At 71.3% G+C, this 21,519-nt stretch carries 20 protein-coding genes; 9 read left to right on the top strand and 11 right to left on the bottom strand.

Annotated elements, in window-relative coordinates:
• Positions 1–21: 21 nt before the first annotated feature.
• The 3 genes from AB0I45_RS07850 (at position 22) to AB0I45_RS07840 (ending at position 2,495) form a co-directional block, all read left to right on the top strand.
• Positions 22–612, top strand: coding sequence for a hypothetical protein (locus AB0I45_RS07850; protein WP_247423433.1), 591 nt, complete (start codon positions 22–24; stop codon positions 610–612).
• Between the two features lie 250 nt (positions 613–862).
• Positions 863–1,483 carry a DUF47 domain-containing protein gene (locus AB0I45_RS07845; protein WP_137318846.1) on the top strand — a complete coding sequence of 207 codons (621 nt, stop codon included), beginning with the start codon at positions 863–865 and terminating at the stop codon, positions 1,481–1,483.
• A 1-nt stretch (position 1,484) separates the two neighbouring features.
• Positions 1,485–2,495: an inorganic phosphate transporter gene (locus AB0I45_RS07840; RefSeq protein WP_137318847.1), complete on the top strand. Its 1,011-nt coding sequence runs from the start codon at positions 1,485–1,487 to the stop codon at positions 2,493–2,495.
• A 247-nt stretch (positions 2,496–2,742) separates the two neighbouring features.
• Here the strand turns inward: AB0I45_RS07840 and pstB are convergent, their stop codons facing one another.
• From pstB to AB0I45_RS07800, 8 genes are all read right to left on the bottom strand, one after another.
• Positions 2,743–3,522 carry a phosphate ABC transporter ATP-binding protein PstB gene (gene pstB / locus AB0I45_RS07835; RefSeq protein WP_137318848.1) on the bottom strand — a complete coding sequence of 260 codons (780 nt, stop codon included), beginning with the start codon at positions 3,520–3,522 and terminating at the stop codon, positions 2,743–2,745.
• Positions 3,523–3,556: 34 nt separating this feature from the next.
• The gene (pstA, locus tag AB0I45_RS07830) at positions 3,557–4,729 is read right to left on the bottom strand and encodes a phosphate ABC transporter permease PstA (protein WP_247423428.1); all 1,173 of its coding nucleotides are present in this window, start codon (positions 4,727–4,729) and stop codon (positions 3,557–3,559) included.
• Positions 4,729–5,700 carry a phosphate ABC transporter permease subunit PstC gene (gene pstC / locus AB0I45_RS07825; protein WP_247423426.1) on the bottom strand — a complete coding sequence of 324 codons (972 nt, stop codon included), beginning with the start codon at positions 5,698–5,700 and terminating at the stop codon, positions 4,729–4,731. The genes pstA and pstC overlap by 1 nt, the downstream gene beginning before the upstream one ends.
• Positions 5,701–5,863: 163 nt before the next feature.
• Positions 5,864–6,967, bottom strand: a complete 1,104-nt coding sequence (locus AB0I45_RS07820; protein ID WP_345029591.1) for a phosphate ABC transporter substrate-binding protein PstS — start codon at positions 6,965–6,967, stop codon at positions 5,864–5,866.
• Between the two features lie 218 nt (positions 6,968–7,185).
• Positions 7,186–8,160 carry an NUDIX hydrolase gene (locus AB0I45_RS07815; protein ID WP_137318852.1) on the bottom strand — a complete coding sequence of 325 codons (975 nt, stop codon included), beginning with the start codon at positions 8,158–8,160 and terminating at the stop codon, positions 7,186–7,188.
• Positions 8,157–10,301: an RNA degradosome polyphosphate kinase gene (locus AB0I45_RS07810; RefSeq protein WP_345029594.1), complete on the bottom strand. Its 2,145-nt coding sequence runs from the start codon at positions 10,299–10,301 to the stop codon at positions 8,157–8,159. Before AB0I45_RS07810 ends, AB0I45_RS07815 begins: the two co-directional genes overlap by 4 nt.
• A complete protein-coding gene (mshD, locus tag AB0I45_RS07805) occupies positions 10,302–11,216 on the bottom strand; it encodes a mycothiol synthase (protein WP_345029596.1) in 915 nt (304 codons plus the stop codon). It lies immediately after the preceding gene.
• Entirely contained in the window at positions 11,203–11,886 is a 684-nt protein-coding gene (locus AB0I45_RS07800) for a response regulator transcription factor (protein WP_247423648.1), read from the bottom strand. Before AB0I45_RS07800 ends, mshD begins: the two co-directional genes overlap by 14 nt.
• A gap of 268 nt (positions 11,887–12,154) precedes the next feature.
• Here AB0I45_RS07800 and AB0I45_RS07795 point away from each other — a divergent pair, with 268 nt between their 5' ends.
• From AB0I45_RS07795 to gabT, 5 genes are all read left to right on the top strand, one after another.
• Positions 12,155–12,946 (top strand): ammonia permease, encoded by a 792-nt coding sequence (locus tag AB0I45_RS07795; RefSeq protein WP_137318855.1) that lies wholly within the window; start codon positions 12,155–12,157, stop codon positions 12,944–12,946.
• A 305-nt stretch (positions 12,947–13,251) separates the two neighbouring features.
• Positions 13,252–13,854 carry an FABP family protein gene (locus tag AB0I45_RS07790; protein WP_345029599.1) on the top strand — a complete coding sequence of 201 codons (603 nt, stop codon included), beginning with the start codon at positions 13,252–13,254 and terminating at the stop codon, positions 13,852–13,854.
• The gene (locus AB0I45_RS07785) at positions 13,785–14,573 is read left to right on the top strand and encodes a hypothetical protein (RefSeq protein ID WP_345029601.1); all 789 of its coding nucleotides are present in this window, start codon (positions 13,785–13,787) and stop codon (positions 14,571–14,573) included. The genes AB0I45_RS07790 and AB0I45_RS07785 overlap by 70 nt, the downstream gene beginning before the upstream one ends.
• 46 nt (positions 14,574–14,619) lie before the next feature.
• The gene (locus AB0I45_RS07780) at positions 14,620–15,960 is read left to right on the top strand and encodes a glycine cleavage T C-terminal barrel domain-containing protein (protein ID WP_345029603.1); all 1,341 of its coding nucleotides are present in this window, start codon (positions 14,620–14,622) and stop codon (positions 15,958–15,960) included.
• Between the two features lie 165 nt (positions 15,961–16,125).
• Positions 16,126–17,490 (top strand): 4-aminobutyrate--2-oxoglutarate transaminase, encoded by a 1,365-nt coding sequence (gene gabT / locus AB0I45_RS07775; RefSeq protein WP_295690214.1) that lies wholly within the window; start codon positions 16,126–16,128, stop codon positions 17,488–17,490.
• A gap of 55 nt (positions 17,491–17,545) precedes the next feature.
• Here the strand turns inward: gabT and AB0I45_RS07770 are convergent, their stop codons facing one another.
• Entirely contained in the window at positions 17,546–18,499 is a 954-nt protein-coding gene (locus tag AB0I45_RS07770) for a hypothetical protein (protein WP_137318858.1), read from the bottom strand.
• A gap of 358 nt (positions 18,500–18,857) precedes the next feature.
• Between AB0I45_RS07770 and AB0I45_RS07765 the strand changes: the two genes are divergently transcribed.
• Positions 18,858–19,943 carry an LLM class flavin-dependent oxidoreductase gene (locus AB0I45_RS07765; RefSeq protein ID WP_137318859.1) on the top strand — a complete coding sequence of 362 codons (1,086 nt, stop codon included), beginning with the start codon at positions 18,858–18,860 and terminating at the stop codon, positions 19,941–19,943.
• A gap of 31 nt (positions 19,944–19,974) precedes the next feature.
• Here AB0I45_RS07765 and AB0I45_RS07760 read toward each other — a convergent pair whose 3' ends face one another.
• Complete coding sequence (locus AB0I45_RS07760) at positions 19,975–20,454, bottom strand: hypothetical protein (RefSeq protein ID WP_137318860.1); 480 nt, start codon at positions 20,452–20,454, stop codon at positions 19,975–19,977.
• 108 nt (positions 20,455–20,562) lie between these two features.
• Positions 20,563–21,438, bottom strand: a complete 876-nt coding sequence (locus AB0I45_RS07755; protein ID WP_345029608.1) for a serine hydrolase domain-containing protein — start codon at positions 21,436–21,438, stop codon at positions 20,563–20,565.
• Between the last annotated feature and the right edge of the window lie 81 nt (positions 21,439–21,519).

Here is a 21,519-nt window from a genome sequence, read left to right as displayed (position 1 = left end):
CCCGCACTACACTGGACGGCGATGTCCAACCCACCGCGTCACCACAAGCCGCGCATGATGCCCGACCTCGAGCACCTCGCGCCCCAGCCCGACCCGGCCGCCCGGGCCGAGGCGGCGCACGCCACCGCCGCGCTCCTCGTCGGCACCCGGGACGGGGAGCGCGATGCCGCTGCGACCGCCCGGTTCGTGCAGCTCGCCGACGAGGTCGGGCTCGAGGCCGTCGCCGAGATCTGGTCGACCGCCCCCGCCGTGTCCCTGCCCGGTGCGCTGTGGCGCCTCTACGCCCTGCGCGACTGGATCCGCCGCTCCCCGCAGCAGGCCGCCGCCTGGTTCGCCGCCGGGCGGGAGGGTCACACCGTCGCCGAGGTGATCGCCGGGGTGGAGGCACCGCCGGGACCCGATGCGGTCGCCCGCGCCGCCGATGAGATCCTCGCCGGGGCCTTCACCGGCGACTTCGCGATCGCCCTCGCCCGCGCCTCGGCGTTCGTCGAGGTCGCCGCGCGCGGCCGGGTGCTCACCGGGGACACGGGGACGGGGGCCGAGCAGTTCGAGAACCTCGCCCGCGACCTCGCCGGCGCGGCCCGCGCCCACCGGATCGGGCGCCTCGGCTGAGCGGGCCCGGCGCGGTCGGCTGCACCGTCGCACTGGTCGACCACGCTCCGTCGGTCGGACCGCACCTGCGCGCATTGGGTTTCCTCGGCCCGGACTGTATCCTGCTGACGTGGCCCGCAAGGGTCGCACCGGGTGCCGGACCGCTGAAGCCCCGGGCTCCAACATCAGCCGCTTCGAGCGGCCTACCGCCGAGAGGCGCTCTCGGTCCGGCACCCACCCCTCCCCAGCGCCGCCGAACGAGGAGAACCGCGTGCGATTGCGCCGAGTCCCCCGGGAATCGCAGTTCTACGAGCTGTTCATCGAACTCGCGGAGCACCTCCAGGACGGCAGCCTCGTCCTCGCCGAGCTCTCCGGCATCCCCGTCGACGAACGCCGTGCGGCCGCCGGGCGGATGCAGGAGATCTGCGATGCCGCCGACGCCTCGGCCGGGGCCGTGCTGCGCCGCCTGCGGGAGAACTACGTCACCCCGCTCGACCGGGATGATCTGTACCTCCTCTCCGACAGCCTGCGTGTGACGTGCCACGCACTCGACGCTGTCGGCTTCGCGATGACGTCCTCGGCGTTCGACGACCTGCCGGTCGGTGCGCTCGAGATGCTCGCGCTGCTCTCCACCCAGGCCGACCAGACCCTGCGGATGACGCAGCGGCTGCGCGGCAAGACCGACCAGTGGGAGTACGTCGAGAGCATCGACACGCTCTACCACCGGGCGGTCGGCCTCCAGCAGCGGGTGTCCGACGCAGTCCCGGCCTCCCGCCGCGGGCTCACCTACGCGATGGCCGCGATCCAGCTCTCCGCCGCCTTCGTCCAGGCCTCCCGCTCCTTCAAGGAGATCGCCCGCGTGATCGGGACCATCGCGGTCAAGGAGTCCTGAGGTGGAGCTGCTGTTCGCGGCGGTGATCGTCCTCGTCGTCGCGTTCGCGTTCATGAACGGGTTCCACGACGCCGCGATCACCGTCGGCAACGCCGTCGTCCACCGTGCGCTCACCCCCCGGCTCGCGCTCGCCCTCGCCGCGGTCTTCAACTTCATCGGGGCGCTGCTCGGGCAGGGCATCGCGCAGGTCGTGGCGGAGAACATCATCGAGCTCCCGAGCGACCACCGCGACATCCTCCTCATCGTGTTCGCCGGCGTGCTCGGCGGGCTGCTGTGGAACATCGCGACCTACCTCGCCGCCCTCCCGGTGTCCTCGACGCACTGTCTGTTCGGCGGGCTGATCGGTGCCGGGCTGGTGTTCGGGGCGAGCTCCTCCGGGCACGAGCTGTTCACCTCGGTGCTCGCGCCCCTCGTCCTCACCCCGCTCGTCGCGTTCGTGCTCGCGATGCTCGCCATGCGGGCGATGGCCGCGTTCGGCGGGTCGCTCGCCACGAAGCCGCTGTTCCGCCGCAGCCGAATCATATCGAGCGTGCTCGCCGGGGGGCTGTCCCTGGCCCACGGCATCCAGGACGCGCAGAAGTCCGCGGCGATCATGATGGTCGCCGTGCTCGCCTACACGACCTCCGCACCGGTGGGCCTCGAGGCGTTCTCGATCGACTGGCCGGTCCGGATCACCATCGCCGTCGCGCTGGCGCTCGGCACCTTGGTGAGCGGCTGGCGGATCGCCCGGACGCTGAGCGTGCGGATGGTCGACCTCGACCCGGTGAAGGCGGCGGTCTCGGACTTCACCTCGACGACCTTCATGTACATCACCGCCCTGATGCTCCGGGTGCCGGTGTCGATGAGCTTCATCGTCGTCGCCGCGAACCTCGGCACCCAGTTGGGCGGCCGCCGGGCCTCGGTGCGGATGCGCTACCTCATGCCGGTCGTCGGCTCCTGGCTGCTGAGCCTGCCGGCCGCCGGGCTGCTCGCCGCTCTCCTCGCCCTCCCACTCCTCGCCCTGCGCGCCTGAGCACGGGGGCTCCCGGCAGGAGTGTGGTGGTTCCGTCCGAGAGTGGTGGTGTTGATGGTGGCATTCTCCCTCGGAACCACCACACTTCCCGAGGCGTGCGCGGGGGGCCGAGGTGCGCGCCGGGTGCCGAGGCGTGCGTCGGGATGAATGCGGACTGCCGCGCAGGACTGTCGTCGGACAGCGCTGCGCGGCAGTCGTGGCGCGTCGGATCCCGGGCGGAGTTCAGTTCCGGGACACGGGCCTCAGCTCAGCCGAAGCGACCGGAGATGTAGTTCTGGGTCTCCTCGTTCGCCGGGTTGGAGAAGATCGTGCTCGTGTCGTCGTACTCGATGAGCTTGCCGGGCTTGCCGGTGCCGGCGATGTTGAAGAACGCGGTCTTGTCCGCCACGCGCGCGGCCTGCTGCATGTTGTGCGTGACGATGACGACCGTGTACTCCTCCTTGAGATCGTTGATGAGGTCCTCGATCGCGAGCGTGGAGATCGGGTCGAGAGCGGAGCACGGCTCGTCCATGAGGATGACATCGGGCGAGACGGCGATCGTGCGGGCGATGCACAGACGCTGCTGCTGACCGCCGGACAGACCGGAGCCGGGGCGGTCCAGGCGGTCCTTGACCTCGTTCCACAGGTTCGAACCGCGCAGGGAGCGCTCGACGATGTCGTCGGCCTCCGAGCGCGACATCCGCGCGCCGTTGAGCCGGTGGCCGGCGAGGATGTTGTCGCGGATCGACATCGTCGGGAACGGGTTGGGCCGCTGGAACACCATGCCGACCATCGCGCGGACGTTGACCGGGTCCACGCCGGGGGCGTAGATGTTGTCGCCGTCAAGGAGCAGCTCACCCTCGGCGTAGGCGCCGGGGATGACCTCGTGCATGCGGTTGATGGTGCGGAGGAAGGTGGTCTTGCCGCAGCCGGACGGACCGATGAACGCGGTCACCGAGCGCGGCTCGATGTTGATGTTGACGTCCTCCACCGCAAGGAACTTGCTGTAGTAGACGTTGAGGTTACGGGCGTCGATGCGCTTGGACATGAGATCTCTTCCTGGGATTCAGTCGGACCGCGACTCAGCGGCCGGTCTTCTTGGGCGCGAAGGCCTGGGCGATGATGCGGGCGATGAGGTTGAGCACCATGACGATGATGATGAGCACGAGGGCCGCGGCCCAGGCGCGCAGAGCGGAGGGCTCCGCCGCGGACGGAGCGGTCGGGTTGACGAGCTGGCGGTAGATGTAGACCGGCAGGGCGGTCATCCAGCCGGAGAACACGTTCCAGTTGACCGTGGCCGCGAAGCCCGCGGTGACGAGGATCGGAGCGGTCTCACCGGTGACGCGGGCGATCGCCAGGGTGACGCCCGAGGCGATGCCGGACATCGCAGTGGGGAGCACGACCTTGAGGATCGTGCGCCACTTGCGCACGCCGAGCGCGTAGGAGGCCTCGCGGAGCTCGTTGGGGACGACCCGCAGCATCTCCTCCGTCGACCGCACGACCACGGGGATCATGAGCACCGACAGTGCGATCGCGGCCGTGAGGCCCATCTTCACCATCTGCAGCTGTGCCGGGCCTTCGCCGATGAACGTCGTGATGAACAGCTGCACGGCGGCGAAGGCGAACAGGCCGGCGACGATCGACGGGATGCCCGTCATGACGTCGACGAAGAACGTGATGGCCTTCGAGAACCAGCCGCCGCGGGAGTACTCGACGAGGTAGATCGAGGCCATGAGGCCGATCGGCACCGAGATCAGCGTGGCGATCGCGGTGATCGCCACCGAGCCGATGAGGCCGTGGAGGAAGCCGCCCATGAGCGGGGCGCCCTCATTCACCGTGGCCTGGTCGGAGGCGCCGGTGACGCCGCCCATGTCGACCCACAGCATGTTCGGGTTGGCGAGCAGGGTCGGCAGGCCCTGGCCCACGACGGTCCAGATCACCGAGATCAGGGGGAGCAGCGCGACGAGGAACGCGCCCCACACGAGGTTCTTCCACAGGCCGTCGGTCGCCCGGCGGCGGTTCTCCACGACGAGGGTGACGATGTACATCGCGATGACGTAGAACACGCCGGTGAGGATGACGAAGCCGGGCCAGTTGAATCCGCCGCTGAGCACCGCGGTGACGACCCCGGCGAGGACGAGCGCCCCGACGAGCACGGCGATCCAGGTCCACGCGGGCTTCTGGCCGGCGGTGAGCGCGTTCTTCTTCTTGACCTGCGTGCGCGGGTCCGGCGCTGCGGTATCGGTCGTCTTCATCAGTTGGCTCCCGAGAATTCCTTGTGGCGGCTCACGATCCAGCGGGCGATCATGTTGACCACGAGGGTGATGATGAACAGCATGAGGCCGGCTGCGATGAGCTCCGACTGGCGCATGCCGAAGGCCTCGGGGAAGTTGAGCGCGATCTCCGAGGGGATCGTCGCGTTGCGGCCCGAGGTGATGAGGCTGAGCGAGAACACACCGGGCGACAGCACGAGGGTGACGGCCATGGTCTCGCCGAGAGCGCGGCCGAGGCCGAGCATGACGGAGGAGATGATGCCGGCACGGGCGAACGGGAAGACGGTCATCTTGATCATCTCCCAGCGGGTGGCGCCGAGCGCGAGCGCCGCCTCCTCGTGGAGCTTGGGCGTCTGGATGAAGATCTCGCGGCACAGCGAGGTGATGATCGGCAGGATCATCACCGCGAGCACGACGCCCGAGGTGAGCAGGGTGCGTCCGGTGGTCGAGGGGTCCCCGGCGAAGAAGGGGATGAAGCCGAGGTTGTTGTGCAGCCACCCGTAGATCGGCACCATCGAGGCGGCGAGGAAGGTCATGCCCCAGGCGCCGTAGACGACCGAGGGGATCGCGGCGAGGAGGTCGATGACGTAGCCGACCGGGGTGGCGATCTTCCGCGGCGCGTAGTGCGAGATGTAGAGCGCGATGCCGACGGCCACGGGGGTGGCGAGGATGAGCGCGATGATCGAGGCGAGGACCGTGCCGCCCATGAGGGGCAGCACGTACTGGCCGAAGGTGTCGGCGCTCTCGATCGAGTCGTGGTCGGAGAAGACCTGGGGCCAGAGCGCGGGGAGCGACTCGGTGACCAGGAAGATGGCGACGAATGCCAGCACCAGGAGGATGATGACGCCGGCGGCGAGCGCGGTGTTGGAGAACACCTTGTCACCGGCGGCCCCGCCGCGGGATCTCTTGAGAGCCGAACCCTTCTTCGGCTCTGCAGAAGCTGTTTGAGTCACGATGACTTCCTCGGTTTGCCCCGGTCGGCGCTGATCCGCTCACGGGTGGGTGGAACGACAGGGCGGCGATCGATGTGCAACCTGCGCAATGCAGCCACCGGGTCAGATGGAGCTGTGACCCGGTGGCTGCATCGTCAGTGATCGCCGCAGGTGGTGGACACTATCAGCCCTGGACGCCGATCGCATCGATGGACTGCATGGCCGCATCGCGGGTGCCGGCGGAGATCGGAGCCGATCCCGCAGCGCCCTCGGCCTCGGACTGGCCGGCCTCGGAGACGACGTAGGTCGCGAAGGCCTTCGCGAGGTCCGCGGTCTCCTGGTCCTGGTACTGCTTGCAGTAGATGTGGTACGACACGAGGACGATCGGGTAGACGCCGGCTTCCTCGGTGTCGCGGTCGAGCTCGACGGAGCCGTCCTCGGCCTGCTCGGCCGACTCGACGGCCTGCGCGGCGGCATCGGCGGAGTACTCGACGTACTCCTCGCCCACGCCCACGGCCACGGTGCCGAGCTCGCCGACCTGCGAGGCGTCGGCGTAGGTGATGGCACCCTCGGTCGAGTTGGTCAGCGACACGACGCCGGAGGTCTGCTGGGCGGACTCGGCGGCGATGTCGGAGGGCCAGGCCTCGACGACGTCGTGGGTCCAGGAGTCGGGTGCGGCGGCGGCGAGGTACTCGGTGAAGTTCTCGGTGGTGCCCGAGTCGTCGGCGCGGTGGACGACGGTGATGTCCAGGTCGGGGAGCTCGACGCCCTCGTTCTGCGAGGCGATGGCCTCGTCGTTCCACTTGCTGATCTCACCGGTGAAGACCTTGGCGATGGTGTCGGCGTCCATCTTCACGGCCTCGGAGACCTCGGGCAGGTTGTAGGCCACGGCGACGGGGGAGATGTAGGCCGGGACGTGGAAGACGCCCTCGGGGCCGCAGATCGACTCGGCCTGGCTCTTCTCGTCGTCGTCCATCGCGGCGTCCGAGCCGGCGAAGGAGTACTGGCCGTTGAGGAAGCCCTCGCGGCCCGAGCCGGAGCCCACCGGGTCGTACTGGACGGTGAGGTCGGCGTGCTCGCCCTTGACGCCCTCGACCCAGGCGGTCATGGCCGATTCCTGCGAGGAGGCGCCGCCGCCGATGAGGGTGCCGGCGATCGAGCCGCTGTCGCCGCCCTCTCCGCCTTCACCTCCGCCGTTGGAGCCGCCGTTGGAGCCGCCGCAGGCGGACAGGGTCAGGGCGCCGACGGCGAGGAGAGCCGCAGCAGGAGCAAGTCGCGTGATCTTCACGAAGATGCCTTTCGTCGAGGAGCTTCAGACCGGGGCAGCGCCCCGCGTACATCCATACGCTAGGAGCGATGCGTGACCGTGAGGCCCTCGGAAGGTGAACGGACGGTAAACGGGGGCACAACTCGGCCGCCAAGTGCTGAGGCGTTGATCACAGTCGGTGATCCGCGCCTCGCAGCTCTCCTCACTCCCTGATCCGGGGCCGTGCCCGAGGCGGCCGCTCAGGCGTCGATCGGTCGGTACCGCTCGAACTCGACGATCCGGGGAACCGGCCCGGGCCGGACGTATGCGACGAGGATCTCTCCGGGGTTCATGTACGGGTCCTTGCCCGGCAGCCGCTCGGCGAGCCCGGCCGGGGCGTGCTCGGCGAGCGTGGTGAGCACCGTCGGGAGCACGGGGCGGTGGGTGCACAGCACCGTCGGCCGGCCCTTCTCGAGGATCTTCTCCAGGGTCTGCGCGGTCTTCTTCGGCTTCGCCGCGTTGGCCTTCTCGCTCAGCGGCCCGGCCGTCCTGATGCTCTTCCCGGCCGAGGCGGCGTAGGGCTTGAGCGTCGCCACGCAGCGCTTCCACGGGCTCGACACCACGCGCTTGATGCGCCACGCGGCGAGCAGGCCGGTGAGCGCCATGGCCTGCCGGGTGCCGAGTGCGAGCAGCGGCCGCACGTGCTCGGTCTCGTGCCATTTGGAGCGGGGGAACGCCTTGCCGTGGCGCACGATGATGAGCGCCCAGGCGCGCAGCGCGCCGGTCGAGTGCGCGTGCTCGAGCCGGTCGAGCTGCTCGCGGTCGGCGAACCGGGTGAGCTTGCCGCGGGCCACGCCGGCCGGGAACCACTCCGCGCGGTCGATCTCTTTGGGGTTGTCGGGCCGCGGTCGCTTCTCGCTCTTCACCTCGGCCGCCCAGTAGCTCACGTGCTTGGTCAGGGACCGGCCCACGGTGTAGCGGGCCGAGGGCATGGGCAGGCCGAGGTGGATCGGGTACCCGGTCTCCTCCGCGACCTCGCGCACCGCGCACTCCGGCAGCGTCTCGCCCTTGTCGACCTTCCCCTTCGGCCACGACCAGTCGTCGTAGCGGGGCCGGTGGACGAGCAGCACCTCGAGGCCGCTCGCGCCCTCGCGCCAGCACACGGCGCCGGCAGCGAGCACATCGGCCTGGAGGCGGGCGGACTCCTCGGCGTTGGTGACTGCGCTGGGACTCATGCGCGGTCCACCGCCCGGCGCCGGTGGTGCCGGCGGATGAGCTCGGACTGGTAGTCGGTGAGCGGCTCCCCGTCCGGGCCGCGCGAGTGCCGGGACCAGATCCCACCGGCGCCCAGGTGGAACGAGGAGGTGGTCGGGGCGAACGCGAGGTCGAACAGGCCGTCGACCTCCGCGATGTGCTCGGCGGCGGACAGCCGCACGAGCGCCTCGACCCGGCGGTCGAGGTTGCGGTGCATGAGGTCGGCCGAGCCGATGTAGGCGACCATCCGGTCGCCGGTGCCGAACACGAAGATCCGCGAGTGCTCGAGGTAGCGGCCGAGGATCGAGCGCACCGTGATGTTCTCGCTCAGCCCCGGGATCCCGGGGCGGATGGCGCAGATGCCGCGCACGAACAGCTCGATCCGCACCCCGGCCCGCGAGGCGAGGTACAGGGCATCGATGATCGGCTCGTCGACGATCGAGTTGACCTTGATCCGGATCCGCCCCTCACACCCGGCCCGGGCGTGCTCGGTCTCGGACTCGATGAGCTCGATGAGGCCCGCGCGGACCCGGTTGGGGGCGACGAGGAGCCGGGAGTAGTCGGCGTGCGGGGCGTAGCCGGAGAGCTGGTTGAAGAGCTTGGTGAGGTCCTGGCCGACCTCCGGGTCGCGGGTGAGCAGTCCGAAGTCCTCGTACCCGCGGGCCGTCTTGGGGTGGTAGTTCCCGGTGCCCACGTGGCAGTAGCGCACGAGCCCGGTGGATTCCTGGCGGATGACGAGGCAGAGCTTCGCGTGGGTCTTGAGGCCGACGATGCCGTAGACCACATGCACCCCGGCGCGCTCGAGCTTGCGCGCCCAGGTGATGTTCGCCTCCTCGTCGAAGCGCGCCTTGATCTCGACGACCGCGAGCACCTGCTTGCCGGCCTGGGCGGCGTCGACGAGCGCGTCGATGATCGGGGAGTCGCCCGAGGTGCGGTAGAGGGTCTGCTTGATCGCGAGCACCTTGGGGTCCGCGGCCGCCTGCTCGAGGAACGCCTGGACGCTCGTGGAGAACGAGTCGTAGGGGTGGTGGAGGAGGATGTCGCGCTCGCTCACCGCCTCGAAGATGTCGACCTGCTCGGAGGTCTCCGCCCGCGACAGGTCCCGGTTCATCGCCGGGACCGCCTTGGGGAAGTGGAGATCGTCGCGGCTGATGTCGGTGATCTCGGACAGTCCGCGGAGATCGAGCGGGGTGGGCAGCTCGTAGATCTCGGATTCGTCGATGCCGAGCTCGCGGGTGAGGATCTCGCGCACCCGCGGGTGGAGGTCGTCGGTCACCTCGAGGCGCACGGCCGGTCCGAAGCGGCGGCGCAGCAGCTCCTTCTCGAGGGCCTTGAGGAGGTTCTCCGCGTCGTCCTCCTCGACCTCGACGTCCTCGTTGCGGGTGACCCGGAACAGCGAGTGGTCGACGATCTCCATGCCCTCGAACAGCCGGTCGAGGTGGGCGGCGATGATCTCCTCGAGCGCGATGAACCGCGCCGGGAACTCCGGGCTCACCTGCCGGGAGTCCGCGGTCTCCGAGACGTTGATGAACCGGGGCAGCACCTGCGGGACCTTGACCCGGGCGAACAGCTCCGCCCCGGACTGCGGGTGCCGCAGCAGCACGCCGAGGTTGAGCGAGAGCCCGGAGATATAGGGGAAGGGGTGCGCGGGGTCGACGGCGAGCGGGGTGAGGACGGGGAACACGCGGGACTCGAAGAACTCGTCGACCTTCGCCCGCTCGTCGGCGGTGAGGTCGGCGATCGACACGGAGAAGATCCCCTCGGCGTCGAGCTTGGGGCCGATGTCGGTCTTGAGCAGCTCGGAGTGGCGCTCCATGAGGACGTGCGCGTGCTTGCCGAGCGAGCGCATGACGGCCCGCGGCTGGGCGCCGGTGATCGACGGCACAGCGAGCCCGGTGGCGATCCGGCGCTTGAGGCCGGCGACGCGGACCATGAAGAACTCGTCGAGGTTGGACGCGAAGATGCTGAGGAAGTTCGCCCGCTCGAGGAGCGGGATCGAGGTGTCGGCGGCGAGCTCGAGGACCCGCTCATTGAACGCCAGCCAGCTGAGCTCGCGATCGAGGAACCGGTCGGGCGGAGCGGGCAGCTCGTGCTCGAGCCCGAAGGCCGATACGTCGTACATTCAGGACTCCTGTGCGGTGGCCGGCGGTGCGTAGCTCACGTGGACGATCGTGTGGACGAAGCCGAGCGACTCGTAGAGGCGGCGCGCCGGGGTGTTGTCGCTCTCGACGTAGAGCTCGACGACCTCGGCCCCGGAGCCGACGAGGTGGTGCATGCCGGCGACGGTGAGGGCGCGGCCCACCCCCGAGGCGTGCACGGCGGGGTCGACGCCGATGACGTAGACCTCACCGGTGGCGGCGCCGGAGGGGTGGTCGCGGTGGAGCTTGGTGTGGTGGAAGCCGATGACCCGGTCCTCGCGCTCGGCGATGAGGACGTCGGCCGGGACGAACCCGGGCGCGGTGACGATCGCGTCGAGATCGGCGCGCGTCTGCCGGCCCTGCTCGGGGTGCCAGTCGAAGGCGGCGTTGTTCACCCGCAGCCACTCGTCCTCGTCGCCGGGGGCGAACGGGCGGATCGTCACCCCGGCCGGGGGTGCGGGCGCAGGCAGGTCGAGCTCGGCCACGGGGTCGGTGCGCAGCTGCAGGAGCTCGCGACCGCGGGTGTAGCCGAGCTCGGCAGCGAGGTGGGCGGCGGCCGGGTGGTCGCCGTGCGACCAGAACCAGGCCGGTTCCTCGGCGGCGGCGAGGTCGGCGTCCATGGTGCGCACGAGGTCCCCGCCGAGTCCGGTGCCGCGCACGGCCGGGGCCACGGTCGCCTCGGCGGCGCCGCGCTCCCCCTGGGCCGCGGCGACTCCGAAGCCCAGGAGCTCCGCACCGTCGGTCGCCGTCCACATCCGGGTGCCGGCGGCGGGCTGCGCGAGCGCCTCGAGGAGCCCGTCGGACAGGGGTGGGGAGCCGTCGGCCCGGGTGGCGGCGGCGAGCAGGGCTGGCAGGGTGTCCGGCGCGGCGGTCGCGGGGCGGATCTCAGGCGCTGACATCGGTGTCCTCCGGTGAGTGGATGGGGGAGGCGAGGGCCACGACCGGCTCGGGGGCCGCCGGGGGGCTGAAGCGGTATCCGACGTTGCGCACGGTGTGGATCGCGGACTCGAGCTCCGAGCCGAGCTTGGCGCGCAGGCGCCGGATGTGGACGTCGACGGTGCGCGTGCCCCCGTAGTAGTCGTAGCCCCACACGTCCTGGAGCAGCTGGGCGCGGGTGAAGACGCGGTCGGGGTGCTGGGCGAGGAACTTGAGGAGCTCGAACTCCTTGTAGGTGAGGTCGATCGGGCGGCCGGCGACGGAGGCGGTGTAGCTGCCCTCGTCGATCACGAGGGAGCCGGCGACCACGGGGGAGTCGGCGGGCTCGCGGGGCACCGCGCGCATCTCCGCCAGGCGCAGGCGGGCGTCGATCTCCGCCGGTCCGGCGGTGGTGAGGACGATGTCGACGGCGTTCCAGCTCGGATTGGCCGCGGCGAGGCCGCCCTCGGTGAGGACGATGATGAGCGGCAGATCGATGCCCACCGTGGCCAGCCGCGAGGCCATGGTGGGAGCGAGGCCGAGGTCCCCGGTCGCATCGAGGAGCGCGACGTCGGCCGGTGGGGCGGCGAGCAGGGACGCCGGGTCCGGGCATGCGGAGTGGACGGTGTGCGGCAGGTAGTCGAGTGCGGGCAAAGCAGCGCAGTCGCGTCCGTGGCCCTCCGGGGCGATGCCCTGGCCCTCCGGGGCGATATGGAGTATGCGCACGCTGTCGGCACCTCCTGCATCGAACCTGTCCTGGCCCTGGCGAGTATACCGGGCGGCCCGGTCGCCTCACCTGCCGGACCGGCGGGCGGGACGGGTGCCGGGGCGGTCGCCCGGGTCGAGCGGATCCGGGCTCCGGTGTCGGCGTGCCGACGAGCACCGAATACCGCCTGCGCCGGCGGTTTGGCAGGATGGGGGGATGATGCGTTGGATCCGGATCGTGGTCGCCCTGTGCCTGACGGCGGCCCTCGGCGTCTCCATCTACTTCGGCATCATGCCCTTCGCGCTGGCGTGTCTCGTCGTCGTCGCGGCGCTCGCCTACGGCTGGCCCCGCCTCACCGACTCCCCGCAGCCGCGCGCGACCACGCTCATGCTCCTCGTGCTCGGCGTCGTCGGCATGGCCACGGTGTGGTTCGCCCCCACCGCGCCGTACCTCGACTGGCTGCCGATCGTCGCCGGCGTCGGCCTGCTCTGGGCCTTCGTGCAGAACCTCGTGCGCGGGATCGGTGCCTCGCACGCGGTCGTCAACGTGTCCGCCCAGGTCGCCGGGCTCGTCATCGTGCTGTCGGCGGCCAGCTGGGTCGGGGCGATCCAGGTGCCCGGGGACAAGGAGGCGGTGATCGTCGGCCTCGTCGCGATCCTCCTCGCCCAGGCGGCGACCGTGGTGCCCTGGCCGCCGCGCTACACCTCGCCGCTGGCCCTGCTCCTGGCCGTGCTCGGCGCCGCCGTGACCGCGACGATCATGGTCGACGGCAGCCTGAACCTGTGGGGCGCGGTGGGCCTCGGCTTCGCCATGGGCCTGCTCGTCGCCGCGACGGACCGGATCCTCGGCCTCGTCGCCCGCAGCCGCCTGCAGACCCGCGAGCTGCGGAAGGAGCGGCGCCGGGACAAGGCGCGCCTGCTCACCGTGCAGATGGCACTCGGTGCGGCACCGATCGCGCTCGGCGGGATCGTCGTCTACGTCATCGAGCGGATCCTCCTCTTCCGCTGAAGCGCGCGCTGCCCGTTCGAGGTGCTCTCCGACGTCCCGCTGAGGTGCGCGCTGCCCGCTCGAGGTACTCACCGACACCTCGCGGCGCCCGCCCCCGCAGACCGGCGGCGCGCCCCGTCCCGAGCCTCGTCCGACCTCGGGAGATACCGTGCGCGCGGTGGGGCCGATGGGTACAATGGGCGCCATGGACAACCTCGTGATGCTCGAAATCATCTTCACCGCGCTCGTCGCGCTCGCCGGTCTCGGTGCTGCCGGGGTGGCCGTCAAGGTCATCACCAACCTCTTCAAGACCCCCCGCTGACCGCATGCCGATCGAACTCGACCCGGACCTCCAGCCGGAGCTCGTGCCGCTGTCGTGGCTGCTGGGCTCCTGGGAGGGCGTGGGCGTGGTCGGGTACCCGGGCACACCGGAGCGGCAGTTCGGCCAGCGCATCGACTTCGTCGCACCCGCTCGGGCCCCGTTCCTCCACTACACCGCCCAGGCCTGGCTGCTCGACGAGGACGGCCGCCCGGCGGACACCCTGACCCTGGAGACCGGGATCTGGCAGCTCGTCCGGCCGCGGCGCGAGTACGACGCCGGCCCCGGCCTCATGGTCCCCACCGAGGAGTCCCCCTTCACCACGGCGGAATCCGTCGAGGGCCTGCGGGGCGCGGACGGCGACTTCGAGATCGAGGTCGAGATCGCCCACCCGCACGGCGTCATGGAGCTCTACGCCGGCCGGGTCGCCGGCCCCCGGATCGACCTCGCCACGGATGTCGTCGCCCGCACCACCACGGCGAAGGAGTACACCGCTTCGACGCGGATGTACGGCCTCGTCGACGGTGAGCTCATGTGGGCGTGGGACATGGCCGCACTCGGCCAGGACATCACCACGCACGCTTCGGCCCGCCTCAAGAAGGTCTCCTGATCCCCTCCTCGGAGATCGGCGCTCGTCCGGCTCGCCGGGCGCGTACCCGCGCGGTCGCCCTCGTCCTCGCCGTCGTCCTGCTCGCACTCATCGCGTTCGCGGCCCTGACCACGGTCCGGGTCAACGCGCTCATCGGCCATCTCGAGGCCGCCTCGGCCGCCGCCGAGGACTACATGATGGCCCTCGCCGAGGATCCTGCGGCGCTGCCCGGCCACCTCGACCGCGCCCGGTCCGAGCTCGATCAGGCCGAGGCGGAGCTCGCCGAGGTGCCGCTCGCCCAGCTCACCGCCGTCCCCTGGCTGGGCCGCAACCTCACCGCCACCGCGACCGCCGTGGACCAGATGCAGGTCCTCACCGAGGAGGTCGCCCCCGTCCTCAGCGACGCCGCCGTGCTCCTCGACTTCGAGACGCTGCGCCTGCGCGACCCGGGCAGTACGGTGGGCGAATGGCGCACGACGATCGAGGACTCGGTGGACGTCATCCGGGCCGCCCCCGGCGCGATCGATCGGCTGGGCGAGGTGCGCACGGCGATCTCGGAGATCGACACCGACGGCCTGCTGCCGGCGGTGCGCGATGCGATCGAGGAGCTCGAGCTCGCCCTCGACGACGCCTACGGCCGGGTGGCGCCGGTCCGCAAGACCTTCAGCGATCTGCAGGAGCGGGTCCGGGACGGGATCGAGAACTTCGATCTCCTCGACCTCATCCGCAACCTCGTGTGAGCACCCCGGTGCGACACCCCGCAGCGAGACCGAGAGGAGCACGACGATGACCCAGCACCCCGCCGCCCCCGAGGAGCGCGAGCCCCGAGCCCCGACCGGTGCGCAGGTGCCGCAGGCCGAGGCGCCGGCTCCCGCTCCCGTGCTGCCCAACGTCCTGCGCTTCCCACGCTCGAGCGCCGTCATGGGGGAGGGCGCGCACGCCGGGGAGGTCGCCCACTTCGGCGGCCCGCTGCGCGAGCAGCGCCTGCTCGCGCAGGGTCGCGCGGTCGCGGACCTCCAGGCCGTCCGCGTCCTCACCCTGACCGGGCCCGACGCCCTCAGCTGGCTCAATTCGCTCACCACGCAGAAGATCGACACCCTGCGCCCCGGACAGTCGACGGAGACCCTCGTGCTCTCGCCCACCGGGCACATCGAGCACTGGCTGCGCATCCACGACGACGGGGAGCGCCTGTGGCTGCTCACCGACGGGGACGCCGCGGCCGCGCTCGGCTTCCTCGAGTCGATGAAGTTCATGATGCGCGTCGAGCTCGCCGACGTCTCCGCCGACTACCAGTGCCTGGGCTTCGACGCAGCCCGCCTCGAGGCGGCCCGCCCCGATGCCGAGCGGTCCGGGGGCCGGGCCGGCGGTGGGGGCCCGGCCGGGCAGGCGGCCGGCACGGACCGGGCCCAAGCCGCGCCCGCCTCGGCCGCGGTGCCCGGCGGCCTGCCCGCGGCGATCGTGTGGGCCGACCCGTGGCCGGAGATCGGTGAGGGCTCGGCCTCCTACGCCGCGCTCGACCTCGGAATGCCCGTGGCCTCGCCGGAGCACCCCGGCGGTGAGCACGCGTTCCGGATCGCGGTGTGCGACCGGGCCGCGCTCGCGGACTGGGACCCGGCCGCCGCCGGCCTCGAGGTCGTCGGCCGCGACGCCTGGGAGGCGCTGCGGATCGAGGCCTGGCGGCCCGGTCTGCCCGAGGTCGACCACAAGTCGCTCGTCGGCGAGCTCGACGTGCTCCGCACCGCCGTCCACCTCGCGAAGGGCTGCTACCGCGGTCAGGAGGCCGTCGCGCGGATCCACAACCTCGGACAGCCGCCCCGGCGCCTCGTGTTCCTCCACCTCGACGGCTCCGCCCACGCCCTGCCGGCCCCCGATGCCGAGGTGCGCGCGGAGGTCCGCGGTGCGGTGCGCGCGGTGGGACGGATCACCTCGGCCGCCCTCCACCACGAGCTGGGTCCGATCGCGCTCGCCCTCGTCAAGCGCAGCCTGCCGGTCGACGAGCAGCTGCTCGTCGAGGTCGACGGCGGAGAGGTCATCACTGCGGCCCCCGAGCCGATCGTCGCCGCGCAGCGGGAGAACCGGTCGGGTGTGCCGAAGATCAACCGGGACGTCGACCAGCGCCACCGCTGAGACACGGTGCCGGGAGTCGGCGCGGCCGCCGGGTGATCATCGTCACCCGCTCGGCGTGGGGCGCGAGCAGGCGTCCGGTCGGTTCGGGACCGGGCGCCCCGCCCCGTCTTGCGGCAGGGTGCCGGGGTATGACAACCCTGCCGGAATGGGTCTAATGTGCCCAGTATGAGCACCTCAGAGCTGGGCGGCACCGCGCTGCCGCAGGAACGCAGAATCGTCACCGAGATCCCCGGCCCCAGGTCGCAGGAGATCGAGGCCCGTCGCACCAAGGCCGTCGCGGCCGGTGTCGCCTCGAGCCTGCCGGCCTATGTGGTCGCCGCCGGCGGCGGCATCCTCAAGGACGCCGACGGCAACCAGATCATCGACCTCGGCTCCGGCATCGCCGTGACCACGGTCGGCAACTCGAACCCGCGGGTCGTCGAGCGGGCCGCCGCGCAGCTGTCGGCCTTCACCCACACCTGCTTCATGGTCAACCCGTACGAGGGCTACATCGAGCTCGCGGAGAAGCTCAACGCGCTCACCCCGGGCGGCTTCGACAAGCGCACCGTGCTGCTGAACTCCGGTGCGGAGGCGGTGGAGAACGCGGTGAAGATCGCCCGCGCCCACACCGGTCGCGACGCCGTCGTCGTGTTCGACCACGCCTACCACGGCCGGACGAACCTCACCATGGCGATGACCGCGAAGGCCCATCCCTACAAGGCGGGCTTCGGCCCGTTCGCCGGCGAAGTCTACCGCGCCCCGATGTCCTACCCCTACCGCGACAACGACGCGGCCGGCACCAAGGTGTCCGGTGAGGACGCGGCGAAGCGCGTGATGACGATGATCGACAAGCAGATCGGCGCGGACAACGTCGCGGCGCTCGTCATCGAGCCGATCCAGGGCGAGGGCGGCTTCATCGTCCCGGCCGAGGGCTTCCTCCCCGCGCTCGTCGAGTACGCGCGCGCCAACGGCATCGTGTTCGTCGCCGACGAGGTGCAGGCCGGTTTCGCCCGCACCGGGAAGATGTTCGCCAGCGAGTGGGAGGGCATCGAGCCCGACCTCGTCACCACCGCCAAGGGCATCGCCGGCGGTCTGCCGCTGTCGGCCGTGACCGGCCGCGCGGAGATCATCGACTCGGTGGGCGCCGGCGGACTCGGCGGCACCTACGGCGGCAACCCGACCGCGGTCGCCGCGGCCCTCGGCGCGATCGAGGCCTACGAGCAGGACGACCTTGTCGCCCGCGCGCTGCAGATCGGGGAGATCATCACCGAGCGCGTGGTGCGCCTGCAGACCGAGCACCCGGAGGTCGGCGACATCCGCGGCCGCGGTGCGATGCAGGCGATCGAGCTCGTCGCCAGGGATTCGATCGAGCCCAATCCGGACCTCGCGAAAGCCGTGGCGGCGTACGCGGCGAAGAACGCCGTGCTCGTGCTCGTCACCGGCACCTTCGGCAACGTGCTCCGCTTCCTCCCGCCGCTGACCATCAGCGACGAGCTCCTCAACGAGGCCTTCGACGTCCTCGAGGAGGCCTTCGCCGACGCCCTCGGCTGAGCCCGCCCCGCACCGCCGTCAGGTGGTCACAGATCCACGATTCCGCACCTCCGAATCAGGGATCTGTGACCACCTGACGCGTTTCCAGTGCGCGCTCGAGCTTTCCCAGCCATGTCGATTCCGGGGTGGTGGAGGTGATCCGGATGACGAGGTACCCGATGTCGCGGAGATCGTCGTAGCGCTCGATGTCGTAGTCCCACTGGCCCTTCTTCCGGTGGTGGCGTCCCTCGTACTCGAGCACGACCCGCTCCCGGCGGTATCCGAGGTCGGGGAAGACGTGATGGCCGGAGGCGAGCCGGATCTCCGGGTGCACCTCGGGCTCGGGCAGGCCGGCCCGCACGATGGTGAGCCGCACATCGGTCTCCTTCGGGGAATCGACGTCGGCTCGTGCGCTCGCCGCGGCGTCGACGAGCGTCCGCTTGCCGGTGTAGCGGTGCTGCGTGGCGACGAATGCGCGGAGGTCGTCGATCGTCGTCATCGGCGGGCCGTTCCATCCGCCCACGATCGCATCGCAGACCCGCACGAGGGTCCACCGGTCGAGCAGACCGGCCAGTTCGAGCAGCACGTAGGCCGGATGATTCAGCTGCAGGTCGTGCACCGATCGGGCCAGGAGCCGGTCGCTGCGATGACCGATCGTGTTCCGCATCCGGGTGCGGTTCCCGGTCGCTCGCGTGAGGACATGGAGAGCGCCCCCGCGGTGGCGCGCCGGCAGCGGCAGGCCGTAGAGTTCCGCAGCGGTGAGCGAGCAGAACACCGCTGCGGGATGCACTGCCGCGAGCTGTCGGGCCCGCCGATAGGTCTCGATCCACCCGTCGTCGACCCACTCGGGGACGAGCACGGTCTCGCTCGAGGACGCGGATTCGTGAGCGCCGTAGATGCTGCGTTCGGCCAACGGCGTCGAGTCGAAGAAGTACGGGGTGTGGCCGGTCTCTTCCGCAGTGGAGCGGGTGATGATCCGCGGCAGTTCGAGCGGAGTCGCGCGGATCGGTGCGGCGCGGCGTCGGTGCATGAGGGGTCCTCCGGGGGAGAGCAGGCGGCGGTGCGGGTGCCGGACCGCCGTCGTTCGGGAGTGCGGCCGGGCCTGTTCGGTCCTCCCAGTGAAGTCCGATGCGTCGGCGGGGTCGACCGATCGCCGCGACCTGTGGACAGCACTCCGCGGTCGGCCTGTCGGTGACCTCGCGTCGCACCGCTGTGACCTGACGACGTGCGACCCGGTCAGCGGCTCTGCGCCGTGCTCAGGTGGTCGCAGATCCACGATTCCGCACCTCCGAATCAGGGATCTGTGACCACTCGACGTGCGGGAGGGGGAGCTGGGGTGGTCGGGCTGGGCTTGGAATGTTTCGTCGGGTGCTCCTGTTGTCCAGGACATGAAGCTCTCCGTTCTCGATCTCATCCCGGTGCGCGGCGACCAGACCACTGCGCAGGCCCTGCACGCCTCGAAGTCGCTCGTCGGGACCGCCGACCGGCTCGGCTACACCCGCTACTGGGTGGCCGAGCACCACAACATGAAATCCGTCGCTTCGACCTCCCCGGGCATCGAGCTCATGCACCTGGGGCAGGGCACCGAGCGGATCCGCCTGGGCTCCGGCGGCGTCATGCTGCCCAACCACGCCCCGCTCGCCGTCGCGGAGCAGTTCGCGCTGCTGAGCGCCGTCTACGGCGACCGGATCGACCTGGGCATCGGCCGCGCTCCCGGCACCGACCCGATCACCTCGATGGCGATGCGCGGGCACCTGGGTGAGGGCCGGATGGTCGACCGCGAGGGCAACCAGATCGACCCCGTCGAGCAGTTCCCCCAGCACGTCATGGACACCCTCGCGCTGCTCTCGCCCGAGGGTGCCGCGGTCCCGATGTTCGGCGGCCGCGAGCACCGGCTGGCCGCGACCCCGCGGATGACTGCCGCCCCGCACGTGTGGCTGCTCGGCTCGAGCGGCTACTCCGCGCAGCTGTCCGCCGCGCTCGGCCTGCCCTACGTGTTCGCCCACCACTTCTCCGGCCACGGCACCGAGGCCGCCCTCAACCTCTACCGGAACTCCTTCACCCCGACCGCCCACGCCGGCCAGCCCGAGGTGTCCGCCCCGACGACCTTCCTCACCGTCAACGCCGTCGTCGCCGACACCCGCGAGGAGGCGCTCGCGCTCGCCGAGCCGTACATGTTCACCATGGCCAACCTGCGGATCGGCGCCCCGATCACCACGCTGCCCCTCGTCGGCGCGGACGTGGCCGAGAAGATGAGCGCCGGCCACCGCGAGCTCGCGGAGAAGATGCTCAGCACCTGGATCGTCGGCACCCCCGCCGAGGCGGCCGCGCAGCTGCAGGAGACCACCGCCCGGTTCGACGTCGACGAGGTGATGATCCACCCGGTCGCCGGCGCCCGGCCCGAGGACCCGCTCGACGAGGTGCCCGGCCGCACCCGCACCCTCGAGCTGCTCGCCGGCGAGCTCCTGGGCTGAGCTCCGCAGCTCGCCCGAGCCGGGACGCGTACTACGCGGCGGCGGGGCGAGCCCCATCGACTCCACCGCGCACCCGGATCCCGCCGATGAGAGCGGCGATCCCGAGGAGCGCGGCGGCGGCGACGGCACCGCTCGCCAGGTCCGGTGCCCAGCGGAACAGCGCCGTGAGGTCGAGCCCGGTGGCGGCCGGCAGCGCGACGACGAGCGCCGAATAGAGCACCGATCCAGAGCCTCCGTCGGTTGCCGCGCCACCGCCCGCATCAGAACCGTTCCCAGCATCCGCGCCGCCGCCGGCCGCCGCGTCGCCGAGCACATCGGCGGCGAGGGTGCTCGCCGATTCGGCGACGGCCGTCGACCCCGGTTCGCCGTACTCGGGCACGAGCAGGACGACGGCGAGCCCCTTCGCGGGGAGGACTTCCACTCGCGTGAACGCCCCGGGCACCGCGCCCGAATGGTGGATCCGCTCCACCGCGGCCCCGGCGATCTCCGCCGCATCGTAGTTCCACCCCAAGCCATAGCGCGGCGCGATGGCGTGCTCGGTCGCCGCGCCGGTGGGTGCCGCGGCGGCGCGGGACCGGTCATGGAACGCTGCACCCTCCGGGCCCAGATTCCAGCTCGCTCAGGCGGCGAGCTCGCCGAGGTCGCCGCCGAGGTATCCGTAGCCCAGGCCGGTGCCGTCGCAGCGTTCGGGTGCCGGCATGGTGAACCCGAGGAACGGGACGGCGCCCGCCTCCATCTCGGCCTCGCAGCCGCGGGCGTGCTCGGCGGCCGCCTCGGCGAAGGGCGCGTCGGTGATCTCCTCGACGATGGCCTGGAGGACGAGGTAGTTCGTGCTCGCATAGCGGAATCCGTCACCGGGGTCGAGCGGGGCGGGCACATCGTCGAGGACGTCGAGCGCGTGCGCCCCGGGCCGGTGTCGATCCGTCGCGCCGAGGTCATGGCTCAGCCCGCTCGTGTGGGTGAGCAGCCGGCGGACGGTGACGTCCCGTACTGGGTCGGGGAGTCCGGGGAGCACCGAGCCGGCGGTGTCGTCGAGGCCCACGCGACCGCTCTCGACGAGCTCGTCGACGACGGCTCCCGTGATGCCCTTCGACACCGAGCCCCAGCGCACCGCCGCCGAGGCGCCCGCCGGTGCCCCCGTACCATCGCCGTCCGAGGTCGTGGGTGCCGCCATCGAGCCGGTGACCGCTGCCTCCTCGATCCCGTGCTCGCTCACCACCGCGGCGGCGGCACCGGGCACATCGAGCCCGGCGACGAACCGTTCGAGCCCGGGATACGACTGCCGGTCCGACTCACGCGGGTCGGTGACGGCGCCTGTGTCGGTCACGGTGCCGACGGCACTCGCCTCCTGCGCGGCGGCGAGGCCGGTGTGGAGCGGTGCGCTGACCACCGTCAGCGCGAGGACGATGCCGAGGGCGAGAACCGCGGCGAACGCTGAGACGGCCGGCCGGCGGGGATCGGCGGGGCTGGACGACGGGGCGGGGGCAGTGGACATGGGGGCCTCCTGCTTGCCACGCTATCCACCGATCCGCCCGCAGACGGTGGGGAAAGCCGGACCCCCGGTGCGGGTTTCCCC

The sequence above is a fragment of the Brevibacterium sp. NPDC049920 genome (genome assembly GCF_040656435.1).
GTDB classification, from domain to species: domain Bacteria; phylum Actinomycetota; class Actinomycetes; order Actinomycetales; family Brevibacteriaceae; genus Brevibacterium; species Brevibacterium pityocampae.
The sequence above is the reverse complement of the archived record's forward strand: the minus strand, read 5'-3'. Positions and strand labels throughout refer to the sequence as shown.